The 21,509-nt window shown below is 63.4% G+C and carries 20 protein-coding genes; 8 read left to right on the top strand and 12 right to left on the bottom strand.

Annotated features, from left to right (window positions below; translation table 11 throughout):
• Positions 1 to 468: 468 nt before the first annotated feature.
• Together U0O11_RS01800 and U0O11_RS01795 are read left to right on the top strand one after the other, a co-directional pair.
• The gene (locus tag U0O11_RS01800) at positions 469 to 945 is read left to right on the top strand and encodes a LexA family protein (RefSeq protein ID WP_043333703.1); all 477 of its coding nucleotides are present in this window, start codon (positions 469 to 471) and stop codon (positions 943 to 945) included.
• Between the two features lie 26 nt (positions 946 to 971).
• Positions 972 to 1,598 (top strand): IMPACT family protein, encoded by a 627-nt coding sequence (locus tag U0O11_RS01795; RefSeq protein ID WP_043333702.1) that lies wholly within the window; start codon positions 972 to 974, stop codon positions 1,596 to 1,598.
• Positions 1,599 to 1,708: 110 nt separating this feature from the next.
• On the opposite strand, the gene U0O11_RS01790 is transcribed toward U0O11_RS01795, so the two are convergent.
• Together U0O11_RS01790 and U0O11_RS01785 are read right to left on the bottom strand one after the other, a co-directional pair.
• On the bottom strand, positions 1,709 to 2,338 hold the full coding sequence (locus tag U0O11_RS01790) for an FMN-dependent NADH-azoreductase (protein ID WP_324691312.1): 630 nt from the start codon (positions 2,336 to 2,338) through the stop codon (positions 1,709 to 1,711).
• A gap of 153 nt (positions 2,339 to 2,491) precedes the next feature.
• Positions 2,492 to 3,472 carry an MliC family protein gene (locus U0O11_RS01785; protein WP_324691310.1) on the bottom strand — a complete coding sequence of 327 codons (981 nt, stop codon included), beginning with the start codon at positions 3,470 to 3,472 and terminating at the stop codon, positions 2,492 to 2,494.
• A 616-nt stretch (positions 3,473 to 4,088) separates the two neighbouring features.
• Between U0O11_RS01785 and U0O11_RS01780 the strand changes: the two genes are divergently transcribed.
• Positions 4,089 to 5,000, top strand: a complete 912-nt coding sequence (locus U0O11_RS01780) for a LysR family transcriptional regulator (RefSeq protein ID WP_054555293.1) — start codon at positions 4,089 to 4,091, stop codon at positions 4,998 to 5,000.
• A gap of 238 nt (positions 5,001 to 5,238) precedes the next feature.
• Here the strand turns inward: U0O11_RS01780 and U0O11_RS01775 are convergent, their stop codons facing one another.
• From U0O11_RS01775 to U0O11_RS01760, 4 genes are all read right to left on the bottom strand, one after another.
• Entirely contained in the window at positions 5,239 to 5,445 is a 207-nt protein-coding gene (locus U0O11_RS01775; RefSeq protein WP_043333698.1) for a cold-shock protein, read from the bottom strand.
• A 214-nt stretch (positions 5,446 to 5,659) separates the two neighbouring features.
• Complete coding sequence (locus U0O11_RS01770; protein ID WP_324691307.1) at positions 5,660 to 6,109, bottom strand: lipocalin-like domain-containing protein; 450 nt, start codon at positions 6,107 to 6,109, stop codon at positions 5,660 to 5,662.
• Positions 6,110 to 6,133: 24 nt separating this feature from the next.
• On the bottom strand, positions 6,134 to 7,795 hold the full coding sequence (locus U0O11_RS01765) for an ATP-binding protein (RefSeq protein ID WP_324691306.1): 1,662 nt from the start codon (positions 7,793 to 7,795) through the stop codon (positions 6,134 to 6,136).
• Between the two features lie 3 nt (positions 7,796 to 7,798).
• Positions 7,799 to 8,509, bottom strand: coding sequence for a response regulator (locus U0O11_RS01760; RefSeq protein ID WP_043334706.1), 711 nt, complete (start codon positions 8,507 to 8,509; stop codon positions 7,799 to 7,801).
• Between the two features lie 599 nt (positions 8,510 to 9,108).
• Between U0O11_RS01760 and U0O11_RS01755 the strand changes: the two genes are divergently transcribed.
• The 3 genes from U0O11_RS01755 to gnd all read left to right on the top strand — a co-directional run bounded on the left by U0O11_RS01755 (position 9,109) and on the right by gnd (position 14,692).
• Positions 9,109 to 12,009, top strand: a complete 2,901-nt coding sequence (locus tag U0O11_RS01755; protein ID WP_043334707.1) for a ribonucleoside-diphosphate reductase subunit alpha — start codon at positions 9,109 to 9,111, stop codon at positions 12,007 to 12,009.
• A gap of 277 nt (positions 12,010 to 12,286) precedes the next feature.
• The gene (locus tag U0O11_RS01750; protein WP_043334709.1) at positions 12,287 to 13,540 is read left to right on the top strand and encodes a ribonucleotide-diphosphate reductase subunit beta; all 1,254 of its coding nucleotides are present in this window, start codon (positions 12,287 to 12,289) and stop codon (positions 13,538 to 13,540) included.
• Positions 13,541 to 13,708: 168 nt separating this feature from the next.
• On the top strand, positions 13,709 to 14,692 hold the full coding sequence (gene gnd, locus U0O11_RS01745; protein ID WP_043334711.1) for a phosphogluconate dehydrogenase (NAD(+)-dependent, decarboxylating): 984 nt from the start codon (positions 13,709 to 13,711) through the stop codon (positions 14,690 to 14,692).
• Between the two features lie 162 nt (positions 14,693 to 14,854).
• Here gnd and U0O11_RS01740 read toward each other — a convergent pair whose 3' ends face one another.
• From U0O11_RS01740 to U0O11_RS01715, 6 genes are all read right to left on the bottom strand, one after another.
• Complete coding sequence (locus tag U0O11_RS01740) at positions 14,855 to 15,397, bottom strand: retropepsin-like aspartic protease family protein (protein WP_213113718.1); 543 nt, start codon at positions 15,395 to 15,397, stop codon at positions 14,855 to 14,857.
• Positions 15,394 to 15,891, bottom strand: coding sequence for a hypothetical protein (locus tag U0O11_RS01735; RefSeq protein WP_324691301.1), 498 nt, complete (start codon positions 15,889 to 15,891; stop codon positions 15,394 to 15,396). Before U0O11_RS01735 ends, U0O11_RS01740 begins: the two co-directional genes overlap by 4 nt.
• 26 nt (positions 15,892 to 15,917) lie before the next feature.
• Positions 15,918 to 16,583, bottom strand: coding sequence for an ankyrin repeat domain-containing protein (locus U0O11_RS01730; RefSeq protein WP_131431217.1), 666 nt, complete (start codon positions 16,581 to 16,583; stop codon positions 15,918 to 15,920).
• A gap of 341 nt (positions 16,584 to 16,924) precedes the next feature.
• Positions 16,925 to 18,289 (bottom strand): sensor histidine kinase, encoded by a 1,365-nt coding sequence (locus tag U0O11_RS01725; protein WP_131431216.1) that lies wholly within the window; start codon positions 18,287 to 18,289, stop codon positions 16,925 to 16,927.
• Positions 18,286 to 18,984 carry a response regulator transcription factor gene (locus tag U0O11_RS01720; protein WP_043334723.1) on the bottom strand — a complete coding sequence of 233 codons (699 nt, stop codon included), beginning with the start codon at positions 18,982 to 18,984 and terminating at the stop codon, positions 18,286 to 18,288. Before U0O11_RS01720 ends, U0O11_RS01725 begins: the two co-directional genes overlap by 4 nt.
• A gap of 152 nt (positions 18,985 to 19,136) precedes the next feature.
• Positions 19,137 to 19,634, bottom strand: coding sequence for a PepSY domain-containing protein (locus U0O11_RS01715; RefSeq protein WP_324691296.1), 498 nt, complete (start codon positions 19,632 to 19,634; stop codon positions 19,137 to 19,139).
• 258 nt (positions 19,635 to 19,892) lie between these two features.
• Here U0O11_RS01715 and U0O11_RS01710 point away from each other — a divergent pair, with 258 nt between their 5' ends.
• Both U0O11_RS01710 and U0O11_RS01705 read left to right on the top strand, forming a co-directional pair.
• On the top strand, positions 19,893 to 20,729 hold the full coding sequence (locus U0O11_RS01710) for a hypothetical protein (protein ID WP_324691294.1): 837 nt from the start codon (positions 19,893 to 19,895) through the stop codon (positions 20,727 to 20,729).
• Between the two features lie 336 nt (positions 20,730 to 21,065).
• Complete coding sequence (locus U0O11_RS01705) at positions 21,066 to 21,419, top strand: hypothetical protein (RefSeq protein WP_166019712.1); 354 nt, start codon at positions 21,066 to 21,068, stop codon at positions 21,417 to 21,419.
• The last annotated feature ends 90 nt before the right edge of the window (positions 21,420 to 21,509 follow it).

Below are 21,509 nucleotides of genomic sequence, written 5' to 3'. Positions count from 1 at the left end.
TTCTCGCGGCTGAGCCGTCGCGGAGTGCGACATCAAAAGCAGACCCAAAGGGTCACTGCGAGCCATTCTACGAGCTGAGGTCGACACTGACCACCGAACAGCCGATCGCCTGGCCTCGCAGCCCCGCCATGACGGGCAGTCAAGCACTCGAGAAATATATCAGCGACATGTGGTGCACATTCATACGACACACTTTCGCTGGATTGGCGCTGGTCGATCCGCTCACCTCTTGCCACTTCGCGAGAGCTTGCTATGATGCAGGCACTGTATACAAAAACAGTATCCATACAGTACCTTCATCACACGCCTGCCGAGTGCAGGCACAGACTGATCGGGTCGGCTCAACGCGTTGTCAGCATGTTCGCGGAGCCTAGCAGGCGACAGATGAACTCAGCCTGACGACCCTCCACGCTGCACCGCAGGCCGACGCACCATCCGCGCCGACCGTACGGCATCAGGGGATAGCTCATGTCACGTCTTCACGCTCCGCACTACCTTCAGCGTCTTCACAACCTGCCGCTCAATGACCAGGCCTGGCAGGAAATCACCGCCAGCGACATGATGGATATCCCGCTGCTCGGCAACATCACTGCCGGCATGCCCATCGAAGCCATCGCCGACTGCGGTACGGTTGCCGTGCCGACGCGCATGGTGCGCCGCAATACCTACGCCCTGCGCGTGCGCGGCCATTCGATGATCAACTGCAATATCCATGATGGCGACATCATCATCATCGAACGCAGCGAAAGCGCCGAGAACGGCGAGACCGCCGTGGTGATGATCAATCAGCAGGAAGTGACGCTGAAGAAGCTGTATATCGAGAAGACCGGCGTGCGCCTGCAACCGGCCAACGACAGCATGGCCCCCATCTATCTCAAGAATGCCGATATCGAAGTGCTGGGCATGGTGATGGGCGTGGTGCGCGGCAATGCCGTCACTCACTGAGGGCGACGCTTTGGTAAGATGGTGCCATGACCTATCTGATACCGGCACTGGCGCCCGAGGCGCATCATGAACACAGCATCGAGATCGAGAAGAGCCGCTTCATCGCCTGGCTGGCCCATGCCCCGACGCCAGAAGGCATGACGCGGCTGCTGGCTCAGGCGCATCTCGCCCACCCCAACGCACGCCATCACTGCACGGCGTTCATCGCCGGGGCACCCAATGAGCAGAACGCCATCGGCTTCTCCGATGATGGCGAGCCGGGCGGCACTGCTGGCAGGCCGATGTATCAGGTGCTCGAAGGCAGTGGCGTCGGCCAGGTGGCCTGTGTGGTGATCCGCTACTTCGGCGGTATCAAGCTGGGCACCGGCGGCCTGGCGCGCGCATACAGCCGCGCGGTGCTCGAGGCGCTCGAGCACCTGCCCACCACGACCTTCACGCCGCGCACGCCCAGGCGCCTGAAAGTCGGCTTCGCCCATGAAGCCGATGTTCGCCACTGGTTGAGCGGCTACGATGTGCCGGTGGATGCCAGCGACTATGGTGCCGATGGCGTGGTGTTGACGGCGGGCTGGCCGCAAGGCGGCGCCCAGCCGCCGCTGGAAGAACTGCATGCGCGCCTCAAGGGAGCGCTGGAAGTGCTCGATTCCCGCGATTGATCGACGTCAGCGACTGACCGGCGCCAGCGATTCCCTTTGGCTCTCCACAAACACGAACGCCATCGCCACCCCTTGTCCGGGCGGCGATGGCGTTCGTGTTTTCACTTCTCTCAGCGGAACTGCAGGGCTTCCACCTGATTGGCGATGGCAGCCTTGGCCTCGGCCAGCGAGGCGGCCCTCGGCTCATCGCCCATGCTGAGGCCTTCGGCATACACGAAGTGCTGATCCGTGATCCCCATCAGCCCAACCATGGATTTGAGATGCGGTGTCTGGGAGTCCATTTCAGTGCCCGCGTACATGCCGCCACGCGCCGCCAGTACCAGCGCCTGCTTGCCTTCCAGCAGGCCCACCGGCCCTTTCTCGGTATAGCGGAAGGTCTCGCCGGCACGTAGCACCCGGTCGAACCACGCCTTCATCTGCGTCGGCAGGCCCAGATTGTAGAGCGGTGCCGCGACGACCAGCAGGTCTGCCGCTCTCAGCTCGGCCAGAAAACCATCGGACAGTGCGGCGAGCTTGCGTTGCTCGGCGCTGCGCTCATCCACCGGCGCCATCCAGGCCTGCATTTCCGCGCCATCGAGATGCGGCAGGTCACGCTCGACCAGATCATGATGCGTCAGCTGAAATGGCTGCCCGGAGGCCTCGAGCGCACTGACGAAGGATGAGGCCAGCGCACGTGAATTGCCCTTGTCGGCGAACAGGGAAGCAGACACCAGCAGGACATTGAGCGAAGCTTTTGACATGTGGAGGGTCTCCATGAAAGTGAGGCGCGATCCTGTCGACGGTGTTCGACCCGATCCGCATGCACAGCATGATAAATGAACCATTCCACACGAAAAGCGACTTAAATCGCCCATATCATTCGAAAAAAGCGAACAGTTAGTCAGTCATCACCCTTATTCGACTGCCGACTGATAACGGAACGCCTCGCCACAGCCCTTCAATTCCTGCCCTGCAATCGTCAAGGTCGCCGTCAGTGGATAGGGCGCGCCCTGCATGGAATCGAAGCAGGCGCCCGGCGCCACCACCAGCTGCAAAGGCTCGCCCTGCTTGCCGTCAGCCGGGAGCTGCGCCTTGAGCACACGACTATCGTTTGCCTCGCGGGCGACCCGATAAGGCAGCTTGACCACCTGGACACCTGACGAGCGAGCGCCAGCCTCCGCTTTTGCAGAGCGCTCGGATGCCTGCGCCTCGTGCGGCGACTCGAGCAAGCCCTGCATGGCCGTCAGCGTCAGCAGGTTGTGCTCGCTGTCGAGACTGACCTGCCAGCCGGGCTCATTACCCTGCGCCACCAACAGCGGCTTCTGCGTCGTCGGATGAATCACGCGCCGATCATCCTGTACACATTCCAGATTGCCACGGGCATTCTGCAGCATCGCCTCGGAACCCTTGAACCACACCTCCAGTCCCTCTTCACCGGGCAACGCCTGCGCATCACCAGACGCCTTCTCGGCCGGCGATGCACCGGCATTGGCCTGATAGCGCTCGCCCGAGGCACTGACGACCCGCTCCAGGGTATAGGCATGCCGCCGCGACCACAGCCGCAACCAGTCATGCGACGCCTCGGCGTCGCCTTCGCTGAAGGCCATCAGCAGATCCTGCGCCGGAGTACAGCGCCACACCTGATACTCACTCGCCCGGGGCGGTGGCAGAAAGCTGGAGGGCAAGGTCACCGCAGCGGCCTTGCCCAGCGATTCCGCACTGGGCGGCGCAGGCTTCTTCGCCACCTCATGCACCACGGGGCCCGGGCCCTGCGCGGGGGCCGGCACCTTGAGCGGCGGTTGGCCAGCATCCGTCCCTGTCGTGGCATCCTGACTCCACGGCAGGGAGGTACATCCCGCCAGCAGCATGGGCACCGCCAGGGGCGACAGGCGCAAGCCCGCTCGACCGGCAGCGATCATCCCTGGCGTGAGACTCGCGGCCCACCTATGGGGCAACGCACGGGAAATGGCAAAAAGACGACAGCAATGACGTGACATGATGAACCCTCCCTGGGCATGTCGGACGACAAGATGCAGCGCAGGACTCTGATGATGAGACACTGCGGCATGGCTGGACTTCAAGGCGGAGACGGCGGCCTTCCTGGCGCACCCTGCCAAAGTCTATCAAGCGCAGTGAGGCTTGTGGGGATGGGAATGCACTGAGGGTACAAGGCGCGTGCCCTGCCGGCCTTGCATGACACCCTCCTGGCGCCTGACTCCGGCGCCCTTCGTGTTCCGCACGCCCCGAGTGATACGCGAATCGCCATGAATATGAGACAGTGTCATGAGCGCCCTCGGGCAGCCGCGCGTCACGATGGTGGCTTGGCGGGGAGAAAATCCCGCTGCCACTCTCCCACTGATCCAGTCACGCGGGAGTGATTGACCCGCGCGCGGCTTGCGCCAGAACTTTCAACTTATCGTTCTCGGCTTGCCTGTCTCAGCTGGCCTGTCTCAACTTGCCGTTCACAACGTACCTTTCTCACTCAACCTCTCAACATGAGCACCATTCATCATGCTTGAATTGCGCCATCTGCGTACCCTGCTGGCCCTGCGTGATGCTGGCTCGCTGGTCGAAGCCGCGGAGCGTGTCCACCTCACCCAGTCCGCCCTGTCCCATCAGCTGAAGGACCTCGAGGAGCGCCTGGGCGCGCCGCTGTTCATCCGCAAGACGCGCCCCGTGGAGTTCACCCGCGCCGGACAGCGCCTGTTGTCGCTGGCAGAGCAGGTACTGCCGCAGTTCCGCATGGCTGAGCGCGACATTGCTCGCATGGCGGGTAGCGAGCAGGGCCGGCTGCACATGGCCATCGAGTGCCATAGCTGCTTTCAGTGGCTGATGCCGACAGTGGATCGCTTCCGCGATCACTGGCCGGAGATTGAAGTCGATATCCCCTCGGGCCACAGCTTCGCTCCCCTGCAGGCATTGGGCCGCGAGCAGCTGGACCTGGTCATCACCGCCAACCCGGTGGAGATGACCGGCATCCAGTACATTCCGCTGTTCCGCTATGAGGTCATGCTGGCCGTGGCACGCCAGCATGCACTGGCCATCAAGGGCCATGTGGAGCCGCAGGACCTGTGCGACGAGACCTTGATCATCTATCCGGTCGAGCATGATCGCCTGGACGTCTTCACCCAGTTCCTCGAACCGGCTAACGTGAGCCCACGCGAGATCCGCAGTGCCGAGATGACGGTGATGATGATGCAGCTGGTCGCCAGCGGTCGCGGCGTCACGGCGCTCCCCAACTGGGCGCTGGCCGAGTATCTGACCCGCGATTACGTGCGCGGCCTGTCGCTGGGCGACGGTGTCTGGGCGACGCTTTACGCCGCCGTCAGAGAAGATCTGCTCGGCACGCCGTGGATGGACGACTTCCTGCGTACCGCCCGTGAGACATCATTCGAGGTGCTGAGTGGCGTGAAGCCTGCCTGATACCCGGGCCTCAGCGCTTACGTGGGATAGATACACGAAAGCCCCACTACTCGATGCCTTGCGGCCTGTCGAGTGGTGGGGCTTCTTGTTAGTACTGTTCAATGCTTGTTCACGCCATATCACTACGGCTTGCGTCCAAGACTTTTTCTTCAGCACAAACAGAACCGCCCCAGCATGAGCTGGGGCGGTTCTTGACATCTATCATCTCAAGCGGAAAGCATTCCGCAATGAGTGATGATCAGTCGATAGCCTTGACGTTGGCTGCCTGCAGGCCTTTCTGGCCCTGAGTCACGTCGAAGGAGACCTGCTGGCCGTCCTGCAGGGTCTTGAAGCCATCAGCCTGGACTTCGGAGAAGTGAACGAACAGATCGTCACCACCGTCAGCCGGAGCGATGAAACCAAAACCTTTAGCGTCGTTGAACCACTTAACTGTACCTGTAGCCATGAGAAATTCCTCTCTGATTAGCATGTTTGAAATAACGGGCATTACCCGAAGAGCGTGGGCAAAGCAAAACCATGCATCAAATCAGCGAGGCTTCTCGGGGCGCTCAAGGCGATTTACCGAGCAGCACAGGCGACTGAGTGGTGCGTCTTGCTATCCAACAGGGGCTACATTGCACGCTAACCCATGATCACGTCAAGCCTTTTCGACAATCACTTCACACAGTCGCCAATCGATGCCACTCCAGCCAGGTCAGAAATCCCCCTTCGGGCAGCTGCAGATTCGGCGCATCGGTCCCCAGCAGCAGGCGATCTCCCTCGAGCGTGACGCGCCGCACAAGCGTCACTTCATCCCAATCGGCGATCGTGGCCAGCGACAGATGATGGCAGACCTCCTCCCGCTCACTGTCCCACTGCCAGCGCCCACAGTAGGCAAAGCCCTCACGAAAGGCGGCGACCAGCTGATCATCCGTCGGCGCCATCCCCAGAGGCTGACGCTCACAGGACACCAGCTGCACGCTCATATAGCCATTGGCCATGTAATGCAGCTGTCCCTTGCACTCGCCCAGCGGTTCCAGCTCGCGTCCATCCGGCCAGGCATACCAGAAACGCTCGAGCCGCCACGCGCCGATCAAGTCAGGATTCAGTGACAAGGAAGATTGCCGCATGGCCGATTCCTCAAACGGTCGTGATCAGGTGGCGTGCTCGTCCTGGAGTGACGGCGGCTTGACCGGCGGCAAGGGCACAGGCGCCTTGCGTTCCAGCTGACTGGAGGTCAGTGGCAGCAACAGGCTGAAGCGCGCGCCCTTGAGCGACCTGCCCTTATCCACCACCACGCTGCCGCCGTGGGAATGCAGGATCTTCTGCACGATGGAAAGCCCCAGCCCGTAGCCGCCGGAGGCACGCGTACGCGAATCGTCCAGGCGCGCGAAGGGCTTGAAGACCTTCTTGCGATCTTCCTCATTGATGCCGGGGCCATCGTCCTCGACATCGAGCCTGACCACCTGCGGGTCACTGGTGATGCGCACCAGCACACGGGAATCCGCGTGACGGCAGGCATTGGAGACCAGATTCTGCAGCGCCCGCTGCAGATAGCGTGCCTCGGCCTCGACCTCCAGCGCCTCGCCCTCGATGCTCAGCAGCAATTCAGGATGCAACGGCGCCAGCGTCTCGCAGACCTGCTCCGCGATCTCGCGGCAATCCACCATGCCGAGGTCCAGCTGGATACCGGCGGCATTGTTGAGGCGTGCGTAGGTCAGGATCTCGTCGATCAACTTGTCGAGCTCCTCGATGTCGCCGTCTGCGCCCTTTATCTGACGCTGGACGAAATCATCATCGACCATGTCCTCGATCATCTGCAGCGCGAAGCGGATACGTGCCACCGGCGTGCGCAATTCATGCGAGACCGCCCGAATCATGTCCTGCTGCGCGCCCAGCAACCCCTGCACCCGCTCGGCCATGCCATTGAAGGCCATGCCGAGACGCCCGAGAAAGTCATTGGACTCGATGCGCACCCGCGTATCGAGATAGCCGCCCGCGATGCGTGTCGCGGCCTTTTCCAGACGCGTCAGACGCGCCTCCAGTGAACGCACCACCAGATAGATGACGCCGCCCAGCAGACTGATGACCGCCAGTATCATGGCGATGATCAAGGCCGGCGGTGTCGTCTCGAAGCCGCGGATGGGCCCCACCTTGAGCATGGCGCGGTCCCCTAGACGAGTATAGAGCGCCATCGCCTGGCCGTGACTGGCCACATTGAGCACCACCCGACCGGCCTCCAGGCGACTGGCCTGCTGCGCATCGAGATTCTGCGGAATGTCCGGCAGCAGCGCGAAGGAAAGACCGGAGGCCTGCTGCAGCTGGGCCAGCAAGTCGCTGCGCTGCTCGGCATTCATGGGCTGCAGGGTGTCATGCAGCGACACCATCAACCCGCGCAACTGCCGCTCCGCGAGATGCAGCAGCCGGAATTCCAGCACTCTCTCTTCGCCCGGCACCGCCATCAGCAGCTGCCAGCCGGCGTCATCATGTGGCCGCACCAGCGGCCGCCCGGCCTCAAGGCGGCGCTGCTCCCACCAGCTGAGGTCAAAGACCGCCGCCGGTGCCAGCAACAACCGCCCATCCAGCAGCCGGGCGGTCCGATTGAGGAAGGCCCCGCGCTCAACCTCCGGCGTGGCCGCGATCTGGCTCACCAGCAGGCGCATCGGCGCCGCGCCCAGACGCGTCTGGTAGGCCTCCAGCCGGACCATGTTGGTCAGCTGAAAACCGCCCAGCGCGATGCCCAGCGTGAGCACCAATGCCACCAGCAAGGCGACATAGACACGCAGGAAGATGCTGTCGGAGAGAGCCCGGCGCATCGTCTAGAGGTCCTTGACGAACAGGTATCCCTTGCTGCGCACCGTCTTGATCCGCTCAGGATGATTGGGGTCATCGCCAATCTTGGGGCGGATGCGCGAGACACGCACGTCGATGGAGCGGTCCTGGCCGTCGTACTTGATGCCGCGCAGCGCAGAGAAGATTTCCTCGCGCGTCAGCACGCGTCCCGCGTTCGAGGACAGCAGCCACAGCAGGTCGAACTCGGCACTGGTCAGCTCGATGCGCTCGCGCGCCAACCACGCCTCACGGGTGGCGTTGTCGATCTCGAGATCATTGAACACCAGGCGCGTCTCACCGGCGGCCACTTCGGGGCCATCGGCGCGACGCAGCAAGGCCCGCATGCGTGCAAGCAATACACGCGGCTGCACCGGCTTGGGCACGTAATCGTCGGCGCCCATCTCCAGACCCAGCACCTGATCCATGTCATCGGTACGCGCCGTCAGCATCAGGATCGGCCCGGCGAACTGAGGCCGCACGCGACGACAGATGGACAGGCCATCCTCGCCCGGCAGCATCAGGTCCAGAATCACGATGTCGGGGCGCAGACTGATGATCAGGTCCACCGCCCGCGCGCCGTCATTCTCGACGCTCACGCGGAAGTTGTTGGCTTCGAGGTATTCGCGCGTCAGTGTCGCCAGACGCTCGTCATCCTCAACAATCAATACATGTTCTTGCGCATTGGTATCCAAGGGCATTCCATCCGCATCGTTGGGTCAACGTGGCCAGCAGCTCACAAGCAGTTACTTTCCTGTGCCACGTCGTAACCTTTTCAGGGTGATTTGTCACGAATGATACGCCAATTTGGGCGTTTACGCGCCAGCAGCGCAGGCACCATCTGCATTGACGGAGCGCAGAAAATTTAACACCTGAACTCTTGACATCCCCCAGCGGCAAGGCCGGATTTTCAACCACACCTTACCCACAAGTTATCCACTTGCACGCCCCACCAAACAACACTATCTTGTGTCCAAAATCAGCTCACACCCCATATGTAGGGTTTTGGCGACGTCGACACCCATAGATCATGGCGACGATTGTCAAGCCCCGAAAGCATGAATCAACGTATGGGAAGGCAGTCACGCAAGGCTGCTGGAACCGTGTCTCATGAACGCTATCAGGCTCAGCCCGGGCGCCGATTGCCCCGCCTGAGCCTGATCGAGTTTCTCGACGACAAGGCTGACGACGACAGAATATCCCCGGGCGCAGGCAGGAATTTCCAGCCTGCGCCCCGATACGAATTGCCCTCGAGCCCTAACGGGCAACGATTCACCTTCAGACGATTCAGGAAGGCGTCATGGATTCCACTTTCAGCACCGATCAGGCGACAGTCGACGTGACTGCCCCCCAGCGCCTGCGCGTCATCAAGCGCAACGGCGATGTTGCGGCCTTCGACGCCAGCAAGATCTCCGTCGCTCTCTCCAAGGCGTTCATCGCCGTGGAAGGCGATCAGGTCGAGTCCAGCTCGCGCATCCGCGACCTGGTTCAGCAGCTGACCAGCCAGATCACCGACGCCTTCCAGCGTCGCATGCCTGACGGTGGCACCCTGCACATCGAAGACATCCAGGATCAGGTCGAGCTGGCGCTGATGCGTTCCGGCGAGCACAAGGTCGCCCGTGCCTATGTGCTGTACCGCGATGAGCACGCTCGTGCCCGCAGCGCCCAGAGCGACGGCATCGCCAAGCCGCACCCGACCATCAACGTCACGCACCTCGACGGCAGCGTGCGTCCGCTGGATCTGGGCCGTATCGAGACCCTCGTCTTCGATGCCTGCGCCGAGCTTTCCAACGTCGATGCCCAGAAGATCGTCGATGACTCCCTGAAGAATCTGTACGACGGCGTGCCGGTCGATGGCGTGTCCACCGCGCTGATGATGACCGCGCGTACGCTGGTCGAGAAGGACCCGAACTACACCTACGTCACCGCCCGCCTGCTGCAGGACAACCTGCGCCGCGAAGCCCTGAGCTTCCTCAAGGTCGCTGACGAGGCCACCTTCGGCGAGATGAAGGACCACTACCCGGTCGCCTTCAAGGCCTACATCGAAAGCGGTATCGCCTTCGAGCAGCTGGACGAGCAACTGGCCACCTTCGATCTGGAGCGTCTCGGCGCGGCCATCGATCACACGCGTGACAACCAGTTCACCTACCTCGGCCTGCAGACCCTGTACGACCGCTACTTCCTGCACCAGAACGACGTGCGCTATGAACTGCCGCAGGTCATGTTCATGCGTGTCGCCATGGGCCTGTCCCTGAACGAGGAAGACCGCGAAGGCCGTGCCATCGAGTTCTACGAGCTGCTGTCCAGCTTCGACTACATGGCTTCCACGCCGACGCTGTTCAACGCCGGTACCCGTCGCAGCCAGCTGTCCAGCTGCTACCTGACTACCGTGCCGGACGCCCTCGACGGCATCTACGGCGCCATCCGCGACAACGCCATGCTCTCCAAGTGGGCGGGTGGTCTCGGCAATGACTGGACGCCGGTGCGTGCGCTGGGCTCCTACATCAAGGGCACCAACGGCAAGTCCCAGGGCGTCGTGCCCTTCCTGAAGGTCGTCAACGACACCGCCGTTGCCGTCAATCAGGGTGGCAAGCGCAAGGGCGCCGTCTGTGCCTATCTGGAAACCTGGCACATGGACGTCGAGGAATTCCTCGACCTGCGCAAGAACACCGGTGATGACCGTCGTCGTACCCACGACATGAACACCGCCAACTGGGTGCCGGACCTCTTCATGAAGCGTGTCTTCGATGACACCGAGTGGACCCTGTTCTCGCCGTCCGACTGTCCGGACCTCCACGACCTGTACGGCGCGGCCTTCCAGGCGCGTTACGAGCAGTACGAGGAGATGACCCGTCAGGGCCAGCTGAAGCTGTTCAAGCGCGTCAAGGCGCGTGATCTGTGGCGCAAGATGCTCTCCATGCTGTTCGAGACCGGCCACCCGTGGATCACCTTCAAGGACCCGTGCAACCTGCGCAGCCCGCAGCAGCACGCCGGTGTCGTGCACTCGTCCAACCTGTGCACCGAGATCACCCTCAACACCTCCGAGGACGAGATCGCGGTCTGCAACCTGGGCTCGATCAACCTGGCGCAGCACGTCATCGACGGCAAGCTGGATGGCGACAAGCTCAAGAAGTCAGTGCGTACCGCCGTGCGCATGCTCGACAACGTCATCGACATCAACTACTACGCCGTACCGCAGGCGCGTCGCTCCAACATGCGTCACCGCCCGGTCGGCCTCGGTATCATGGGCTTCCAGGATGCGCTCTACGCGCAGTCCATCGCCTATGCCTCCGAAGAAGCCGTGACCTTCGCCGACGAATCCATGGAACTCGTCAGCTATCACGCCATCGAAGCTTCCAGTGATCTGGCCGCCGAGCGTGGTCGTTACGAAAGCTTCGACGGTTCGCTGTGGAGCCAGGGCATCCTGCCGATCGATTCCATCGAGAAGCTCAAGACCGAGCGTGGCGCCGACTACATCGAGATGGACGAAAGCCAGACTCAGGACTGGGACTACATCCGCGAGAAGGTCCGCACCCAGGGCATGCGCAACTCCAACGTGATGGCGATCGCGCCGACCGCGACGATCTCCAACATCTGTGGTGTCTCGCAGTCCATCGAACCGACCTACCAGAACCTGTTCGTCAAATCGAACCTGTCTGGCGAGTTCACCGTGGTCAACGCCTACATGGTCAACGACCTCAAGGCGCGCGGCCTGTGGGACGAGGTCATGATCAACGACCTCAAGTACTACGACGGCAGCGTGCAGCCGATCGAGCGCATCCCGGAAGACCTCAAGGCGCTGTACGCCAACGCCTTCGAAGTCGAGCCGAAGTGGATCGTCGAAGCCGCCTCGCGTCGTCAGAAGTGGATCGATCAGGCCCAGTCCCTGAACCTGTACATCCAGGGCGTGTCCGGCAAGAAGCTGGACGTGACCTACCGCATGGCATGGTTCCGTGGCCTCAAGACCACCTATTACCTCCGTGCTCTGGGTGCGACCGCCGTGGAGAAATCCACCGTCGATCGCAGCAAGCACAACGCCGTCGGCAATGCACCGACTCCGGCACCGGCTCCCGCGCCGACCCCGGCACCGGAAGCCAAGCCGGAACCGCGCGGCATCGAAGACTTCCTGCAGGGCAAGAGCGGCCAGCGCGCCCCCTCCGCCAGCAACATCGATGAGTTGGGCTGTGAGGCCTGTCAGTAAGCGATTGCGCCAGACCCGAGTCCGCTGACGCTGACTCACCGCCTGCCAGGACACACCTTGCAGGCGGATTGCGGCAAATCCACAAGACCGAGCCCCGCTCGGTCTTGTGCCGCCACCAACAATCACTGCCTCCTGACATTCCCTCGAAACAAGCCCGGGCCTGACTCCCTGTGGGAGCCACGCCACTCGATGGCGCTCGCGTCGTAGAACGCACCGCCCCTGCCTTTTCGTCACGCTGACTGCCCGCGTGACCATCACCGAACACGAGGAACGCAACATGTTGAACTGGGACGATTTCCACGAAGACGAAGCCCCCGCTGCCGAGAAGCCGGCGACGGCCAAACCGGCGCCGCAGGCCGAAGCTCCCGCCGCTGCCCCGGCGGCTGACGCTGTCGTCGCGAGCGAGAACAGCGAAGGCTACGCGATCAGCGATGCCGAGCGCATCGCGCGCGCCCAGCAGGCGCTGGACGATCTCGACGTGGCCAAGGGTCTGGAAGAACTGGAGATGGGTGCCCAGCGCATTCAGGTCGACGAGAAGCGCATGATCAATGCGCGCGCCGACGTCAACCAGCTGGTGCCCTTCAAGTACGACTGGGCATGGCAGAAGTACCTCGACGGCTCCGCGAACCACTGGATGCCGCAGGAAGTGAACATGAACGCGGACATCGCGTTGTGGAAGAGCCAGGACGGTCTGACCGAAGACGAGCGCCTGATCGTGATGCGCTCGCTGGGTTACTTCTCCACTGCCGACTCGCTGGTCGCCAACAACCTGGTGCTGGCCGTCTACAAGAACATCACCAACCCGGAGTGCCGCCAGTACCTGCTGCGTCAGGCCTTCGAAGAGGCGATCCACACCCACGCCTACCAGTACTGCATCGAGTCACTGGGCATGGACGAAGGCGAAGTCTTCAACATGTACCGTGAAGTGGACTCCGTGGCGCGCAAGTCCGCCTGGAGCCTCAAGCACACCCAGGCGCTGGCGCGTGCCGACTTCCACACCGGCACACCGGAAGCGGACCAGGAATTCCTGCGCAACCTGATCGGCTTCTACGCCGTCACCGAAGGCATCTTCTTCTACTGCGGCTTCTCCCAGATCCTGTCCATGGGTCGTCGCAACAAGATGACTGGCGTCGCCGAGCAGTTCCAGTACATCCTGCGTGACGAGTCCATGCACCTGAACTTCGGCATCGACGTGATCAACCAGATCAAGGTCGAGAACCCGCACCTGTGGACCGCCGAATTCCAGGACGAAGTCACCCAGATGATTCTGGAAGGCACCCAGCTCGAGATCGAATACGCGCGTGACACCATGCCGCGCGGCGTACTGGGCATGAACGCGGCCATCATGGAGGAATACCTCCACTTCATCTGCAACCGTCGCCTCGCGCAGCTGGGCCTCAAGGAGCAGTTCCCGGGCGCCAAGAACCCGTTCCCGTGGATGTCCGAGATCATCGACCTGCGCAAGGAGAAGAACTTCTTCGAGACGCGCGTCACCGAATATCAGGTCGGCGGTGCCCTGAGCTGGGATTGATCGCTGATCACTCCCCCTCCCAGAGACAGGCACGCGACTGACGCCTGCCTCTGCTGAGCACCCCAACGGGCCATGTCATTGATATGGCCCGTTTTTGCGTCCAGCGCCCGCACAGGGTAGGCTTCGCGCCGTCCCGACTCTCCCCGGCTTCACGTGAAAGGAACGAACATGCAACTCGGTATCATCGGACTCGGCCGCATGGGCGGCAATATCGCTCGTCGCTTGATGCGCAATGGCCACGAAGTGGTCGCCCATGATCGTGACGCGGCAATCGCCCAGTCACTGGTCGCCGACGGTGCGACGCACGTCGATAGCCTCGTGGAACTGGTTCAGCAGCTCGAGGCGCCGCGCGCCGTCTGGGTCATGCTGCCGGCTGGCGAGATCACCGAGCAGACCATCGCCACGCTGGCCGAGCTGATGGAAGCCGGCGACACCATCATCGATGGCGGCAACACCTTCTACAAGGACGACATCCGCCGTGCCACGGCCCTCAAGCTGAAGGGCCTGAACTACGTCGATGTGGGCACTTCCGGCGGCGTGTGGGGCCTGGAGCGCGGCTACTGCATGATGATCGGTGCCGAGAAGGCCGTGTTCGAGCATCTCGAGCCGCTGTTCGATACCCTCGCCCCGGGCTATGGCGATCTCGAGCGCACCAAGGGCCGCAACGCCCCGGATGAGCGCGCCGAGCGCGGCTACATCCACGCCGGTCCGGTCGGTGCCGGTCACTACGTGAAGATGGTCCACAACGGCATCGAGTACGGCCTGATGCAGGCCTACGCCGAGGGCTTCGAGCTGATGCAGAGCAAGGGCTCCGACGCCCTGCCGGAAGATCAGCGCTTCGACCTCAATCTGGCCGATATCGCCGAGGTGTGGCGTCGTGGCAGCGTGGTGTCTTCCTGGCTGCTCGACCTGACCGCCCAGGCACTGGCCGGTGATGAGCGTCTGGACCACTACAGCGGTGCCGTCTCCGACAGTGGCGAAGGCCGCTGGACCGTCGATGCCGCCGTCGAACAGGGTGTCGCGGTGCCTGTGCTGGCCAATGCGCTGTTCTCGCGCTTCAGCTCGCGCAAGGAAAACACCTACGCCAACCGCCTGCTGTCGGCGATGCGCTTCGGCTTCGGTGGCCATGTCGAGCCGCCCAGGAAAGACTGAGCACCTGCTCTGACACGCCAGACGTGAAACGCCCCGCTCATGGAGATCATGAGCGGGGCGTTGTCGTTTTCGGGGCCTGCTGGCAGAGCGGTGGAGTGTCAGCTGCCCTTCTTGCCAGCCCTGTCAGCCCTTGGTGTCAGCCATCTGTGTCAGCCACTGGCGTTATCGGCCGCCGCCAGCGCCATCCACCGGCGTCAGCGTCATCTGCTGACCGCGCATGTTGATATCGAACTCCCCCAGGAAACTCATACCCAGCAGCACCACCTCATCGTGCATGCCCGGCACGATGGCCCCGCGCACCTCGCGCTGGCTGAGCCCCGCCAGGCTGACGGTATCCAGTGTGGTCAGGGCGCCGTGACTGACGCCATTGGCGGTAGTGAAGCGCGCATCCCGCCCGCGTGGCAGCTGCAGGCGCTCGGCCAGCGCTTCCGACACCGAGACATAGGTGGCGCCGGTATCGAGCAGGAAGGTGACCGGTTGATCATTGATGGTGCCAGGGGCCACGAAGTGCCCTGAGCGATTGCGCGACAGCGTCAGTGGCTCGCCGGATGACAGCGACTGGCCAGCCAGCGAGGCATTGGGCCGGGTGCGCTCATCAAGCTGGCCCTGAAACCACCACACCAGCATGGCGAGAATCAGCGCCCAGCATAGCACCAGCATGCCGACACCATAACGGCGGGTCGCGCCGCCCCCTGAATCACTCATCCACCACCACCCCACAACAGCAGACGCAGGCCGACGGCGCACAGTGCGAAGCCGAGAATCAACGGCACCCCGATCAGCCAGCCGCGCGTCCCCGGCAGACTGGCCTCATGCGGGGCATCGAGGCGATAGACCAGCGCCACGCTCTCCCCCACGGCGGGTGTCGGCGAGGGCACCGCCAGTGGCGAGATGATCTCGTGCCAGCCATCACGCTGATCCTGATAGCGCACCACGGGCGCATACTGGATCGACTCGATATTGAAGCGCCCACCCGGCGGCAGACCCGCCATCGCCAGGGCCTCATCCTCGCTGAGTTTGCCACCCTTGGGCAGATGGATCGGGCTACGCCCTTCGACGTGCAGCGTGCGGTCGTGGTTGATGACCTCGCCCATCACCTGCGCGCTGTTGCGGGCGAAGGACTGCGCCTGCTGCCAGCGATAGCCGCCGAGCAGCAGCAAGGCGATACCGATGATGATCAGTCCCCAGGTCAACGCCATGCGATGCCTCCTTGTGGTCGGTGCCATCATGCACGACGCGGTGTCGAAGTACGGGCCTGGACGTCGTCGCTCACGTCATGGGCCACGCCCTGCTCGTGTCCGCCGGCCGCTTCCAGCCTCTCGCTCAGCGCCTCGAACTGGCGCCAGCGCGCATGCGCCAGCGGCGTGACACCTTCGGCGTCCGCCAGATTGACGTCGGCACCGTGGGCCAGCAGCTGCTCGACGACCTGTTGATAGTCAACGCCGCCATCCCCCAGCAACACGGCCTCGATCAGTGCCGTCCAGCCGAGCGTATTCTGGTGATTGACGTCGACATCGGTCTCCTCGAGCAGCTGACGGCAGATATCGGCATGGCCACGCTCACTGGCCGACATCAGCGCAGTGGAAGAAAAGCGATTGAGCACCGTCGCCGAGGCGCCATGCGCCAGCAGCCGGCTCAGACAGCGGCCATAGCCGAGTGCGGCCGCGGCCAGCAGGGGCGTGTCGTGCAGGGCATCGGTCTGCTCGCAATCGGCGCCGGCGGCCAGCAGGGCCTCCACCGCCTCCGGCTGATTGGCCTGCACCGCGACCAGCAATGGCGAGCGCCCACGATAATCCACGTCATTGACTCGCTCGTGCGCATCGGGAGCGGCCAATGCCTGTGCCAGGCCCTCCAGATCGCCATGCTGAGCACACATTGTCATGTCCTTCATCACCACCTCCTGACGCCCGGCAACGGATGCTTACTCTCTGACAGCCTATGCGATCCTGAGCGTGACCGTTAGCCCCGCCAGCGTTCAATCGGCGCCTTGAGCATCGCCTATCAGGCATGGCGCGACGAATGACAGGCAAAAAAAAGCGCTCCCGAAGGAGCGCCAGTTCGTCATCACCGCAGGGCGCGGCAGACGAGACTCAGAAACGAAGCCCGTCCGGCTGCCAGCCGGACACCGTCAGAATACTGTGTCGCCCTGCCCGCGCCCAATCATCTCTCGGGATGGCTGTGATAGCGCTGAGCTATCAAGACAAGAGCGCCGATAAACGAGGCGGCGCCCTGTCACTCCGTGGGCTGTGCCCCGACCAGCGGGGAGCTCGGCAGCCAGACGCGTGCCGCCAGGCCGCCCAGACTGGAGCGCTCAAGTGCCAGCTCGCCCCCATAGAGCGCCATCAGATCATCGACGATCGCCAGCCCCAGACCGGAACCGGAGCGCCCCTCATCAAGACGCGCCCCACGCCCCAGCGCGGCGGCGCCCTCTTCTTCATTCATGCCGGGGCCATCGTCCTCGATGATCAACAGCACGCCGCCATCGCGGGTCTCGCTGCTGACGCGCACCTGCTGGCGAGCCCACTGCAAGGCGTTCTCGAGCAGGTTGCCGACCATTTCCTGCAGGTCCTGCGGGTCGACCCGCACGCTGGCGTCGTCCTCCAGCGCCAGACTGAGCGTGATGCCACGCCGACTCGCCAAGCGCCCGAGACCCTCGAAGACCGGCCCCGCCGCCTCACGCAGGCTGATGCGCCCGCTGAGATGCGCGCCACCGGCGGCACTGGCACGCGCAAGGTGGTGGCGCACGGCTTCATCGATGCGTTTGAGCTCGGCGTCGATCCGCGCGCGGTCCTCGCCATCGAAGCGCTCGGACTGGGCCTTGAGCACGCTGACCGGCGTCTTGAGGGCATGCGCCAGATTGCCGGCCGCCGCGCGACCACGCTCGATCAAGCGCTGATCACGCTCGAGCACGGCATTGATGGCGCGGGTCAGCTCGGTCAGCTCCGGCGGCAGACGGGTCTCTTCCAGCCGCTCCGCCTCGCCGTCAGCGACCTTCTTGAGGCGAGCCCGCAGGCGCCGCAGAGGCGCCAGCCCCCAGCTGATCTGCGCGGCAGAGCCGCACACCAACAGCGATGCCAGCGCGACCAGCGCGCCCGCCAGCAGCCACTCGAAGCGCGCGACCTCGGCGTCGACCTCGCTACGACTGGCCGCCACCATCACGTGCAGTGGCTGGTTGCGACCGGGCAGGCGGATATCGCGCTCGAGGGAGCGCAGCACCTGATGGCGCGGACCCTTGAGATCTCGACTGATGATGACGCCCTTGTCCATGTCTTCCAGCGGCGGCAGGCGCTGGTCCCACAGCGAGCGCGACGTCAGCACATTGCCGTTGCGATCGGAAATCTGCCAGTACCAGCCCGAATAGGCCTGATCGAAGCGTGGGTCGCCCAGCGAGCGTGTCAAGCCGGGGCGGCCCTTCTCGCGGTCGAACTGGATGGCGGCGATCAGCACCTTCGACAGCGACAGCAGGCGCTGGTCGAAGGCGGTAGTCACGGCGTCACGGAAGCTCCAGGCCAGACCGAGTCCGGTCAACGGCATGACGATCAAGGCAATGACCAGCGAGCCGCCCAGCAAGCGACGGCCGACGGACAGTGGCTTCATGCGTCGCTGCCATCCGCCGGCGTCTGTGTCTCGGCGTCCGGATCACGCAGGCGATAGCCACGCCCGCGCAGCGTCTCGATGCGCTCGGCACCCAATTTGCGGCGCAGACGGCTGATCTGCACATCGATGACGTTGGAATCGGGTTCGTGGTCGCGGTCATAGACATGCTCGACCAGTTCAGAACGGCTGACCACACCAGGCACGGCGTGCATCAAATGCATCAGCAGACGCGTTTCCTGAGCGGTCAGCGACACGGGGCGCCCCGCCAGACTGACGGTACCGCCATGGGTGTCACAGGCCAGATCACCCAGCTTGAGCACGGGGTGGGCATGGCCGCGTGAGCGCCGTACCAGGGCGCGCAGACGGAAGATGACCTCGGCGGTCTCGAAGGGCTTGGTGACGTAATCATCGGCGCCGGCGGAGAAGCCGGCGGCCTTGTCAGACCAGCGCTCGCGCGCGGTCAGCACCAGCACCGGCACCTCGATACCGGCTTCCCGCCACTGGGCCAGCCAGCGCGTGCCATCACCGTCCGGCAGGCCGAGATCCAGCACTACGGCATCGTAGCTCTCGGTCTGGATCAAAAAGTCGGCGTCTCCCCCGGTGGTGGCATGCTCGACCAGTACATCGGCTTCCCCCAGGCGCGCCATCAGCGCTTCGGCCAACGGCATGTCATCTTCAACCAGCAATATCTTCATCGATTCTCGGGCTCCTGACGCAAGCGGCGTTCTACCGGTGGCGCAATGGACAATGGCACTAGCATACCGTTCCTCAGGGCCGCCAGGCACCCTCGGCGCCCTTGTCACAGCCTGCGCTGGCACTGCCTGGCCTGGCCACTGCCTGCCTCGCCTTACTGACTCTCGACCTCGGCATTGGCGCCGTCAGTCACGAGCGGCGCGTCGGCCGTCTCGGGCAGGGGCTTGGTCAGAGGCTCAGACAAGGAACCGCTGCCAGCGCGACGCATGGCATCCAGATTGACGCCGCGCACCTCACGCAGACTGCCATCCGAGGCACGCACGGTGAATCTGGCCATCTGGCCCTGCGGCCCGAGCATCTCGACCTCGTAGATCAGCTCGCCATGCGTCTCTTCGAGTTCCACCTCGACCACCTGCCCCAGCCAGTCGCGCTCGAGGCTATCGAGCAGCTCGGACAACGAAATGACACGTCCGGCGGCGACTTCGTCGTGCAGGCTGCGCCAGCGCTCGCTGTCACACAGCGCATGCGGCGGCAGTGCCAGTGCTCCGACCAGCAGGCTCCCGAGCCCGAGGCACAGCCAGGCATAGCGTTGCCGCCATTGACTGCCACGCGCTGCACGGGCGTCTGGCTGAGCCTTGTGGGGAGTCTGCATGAAGAGGAACCTCGTGAATGACGGCGGGGCTGGTGTGCGCCCAAGGCGGGCGCTTGCGCGTGGCGCTCAATCTAGCAACGGAATGTGCAATCAAACCTGCGTTGGAACAACGCGGACCAACGCGAGAACAACCACTGACCCTGTGATGCAGAGACTGACAGGAGGCAATGAACCTCAGATGAATTCACGTCTCAGCGTCGCGCAAGGTCGCCTGGCCCACAGTGAGCGCCATGCCCAGCCATCCTTGAGGAGGGTGCCATGTCCCCATCAGCCGCGTCCCGTATTGCTCCCGTTCGTGAATCAGACTCCGCATCCCGGCAGCCGCCATCCTCGGCCGCAGGCACCGCCCCGTCACGCTTCTGGCTCGCCAGCCGCGCAGTCCAGCACTGGCGACACGGCCTGGGCGTCAGCGCACTCGGCCTGATGCTGGGCTCGGCTCCCGCCTATGCCAACGGCATCGAGGACCTGCCGGTGCGCCATCAGCTGTCGGCGGCAGAACTCTCGACCGCAGGGCTCTCTGCAAATGGGCCCTCGACCAGCGAGCACTCAGATGACGGCAAGGCGCACGCCACGCCCGGAAATGATGCGGAGGATAGCGCGCTGGACACGGCCGCCACCCGCACAGCCGGAAAGCCTGCGACAGATATCTCTGACGCCGCGTCTACCCAGGGGCTCGCGCCAGAGCTGCTCACGCAGATGATGATCCACGCCAGTCGCAAGGGCATGATGGAATTCAGCACGATGGATATCCGCGACGATCATGTTCAGTTCACGGGCTGGGGGCATAATGGGTGGCAGATGGAACTGGCCATCAATCTCGCCGATGGAGAATTCATCAGCGAAGCGCTGCGCCAGAGTGATTCCGCGCCCGGCGACAAGGCCATCGATGGCGACAGCATGCGCCAGACCTTGAATTTTGCCGCTGTCGACGGCATCAAGAGTGTACAGAGCGTCGAAGTCGCTGCGCACGCCATCCAGATTCACGGGCGCGATGCTCAAGGCAGGCCGCAACGGATGACATTGAACATGCCGCTGCCGGGCAACGCTTTCAACCTCGCCGCCAGCGTGTCCATGAATCCGGATTACCGGCCGTGAACTGATCGACCCGCTTGACCAGCCACCGTGCCTTGAAGTGGTTCAGGGACTGAACCTGACATCCAGCGCTGGATCAACGCCGAAGCCGCTTGACGGCAACGATGCCAACTTCGATGCTGAACGAGTCGACCGGCCGCCCGATGCCATCAAGCGCCTCATGCAAAAGTGCGTCGCATCGAGCCCCACTTACCCATCCCCCGGCCCAGAGCACGAATGCCAGTTGCGCCGGGAGGGCAATACCCCTGTTTCCCGACCCGATATCCCCGACCACCCACTTTCACCTATCGGGTCATCCTCGCCCGGCCTGACGGCCCGGCTCTATCGTGGAGAAGACACATGCAAGGCCAACAGCACAACACTCTGTGGAACCAGGCTCGCCAATGGCAGGCCAACGCAGGCAACCAGCGCCCCTCCAATGGCCTGTCCGGCCTCAAGCTGGTCGCCGCCTGGCTGATCGGTGGCGTGGTCATGATCTTCAGCCTGTTCGCGGCGCTGGTGATGATGGTACTCGGCATCATCATGCTGCCCTTCATCCGCCGTCGCATGAAAAAGCGCATGAGCGAGATGCAGCAGCGCATGCAGGAGGCCCAGGACAAGGCCAACGGCCGCCAGAACTATTCGCGTGATGCCACGCGTGAAGACGGCAGCAGTACCGAGACACTTGACGGTGAATACCAGGTCAAGGAATAAGCCCTGACGCCAGAGACCGCTGAGCGTCTCACATTAGCCGTCTCACATTAGCCGTCTCACACTGGCCGACTCGCAATGATCTTCTCGTAT

Source organism: Cobetia sp. D5 (genome assembly GCF_035666195.1).
GTDB lineage: Bacteria > Pseudomonadota > Gammaproteobacteria > Pseudomonadales > Halomonadaceae > Cobetia > Cobetia amphilecti.
The sequence above is the reverse complement of the archived record's forward strand: the minus strand, read 5'-3'. Positions and strand labels throughout refer to the sequence as shown.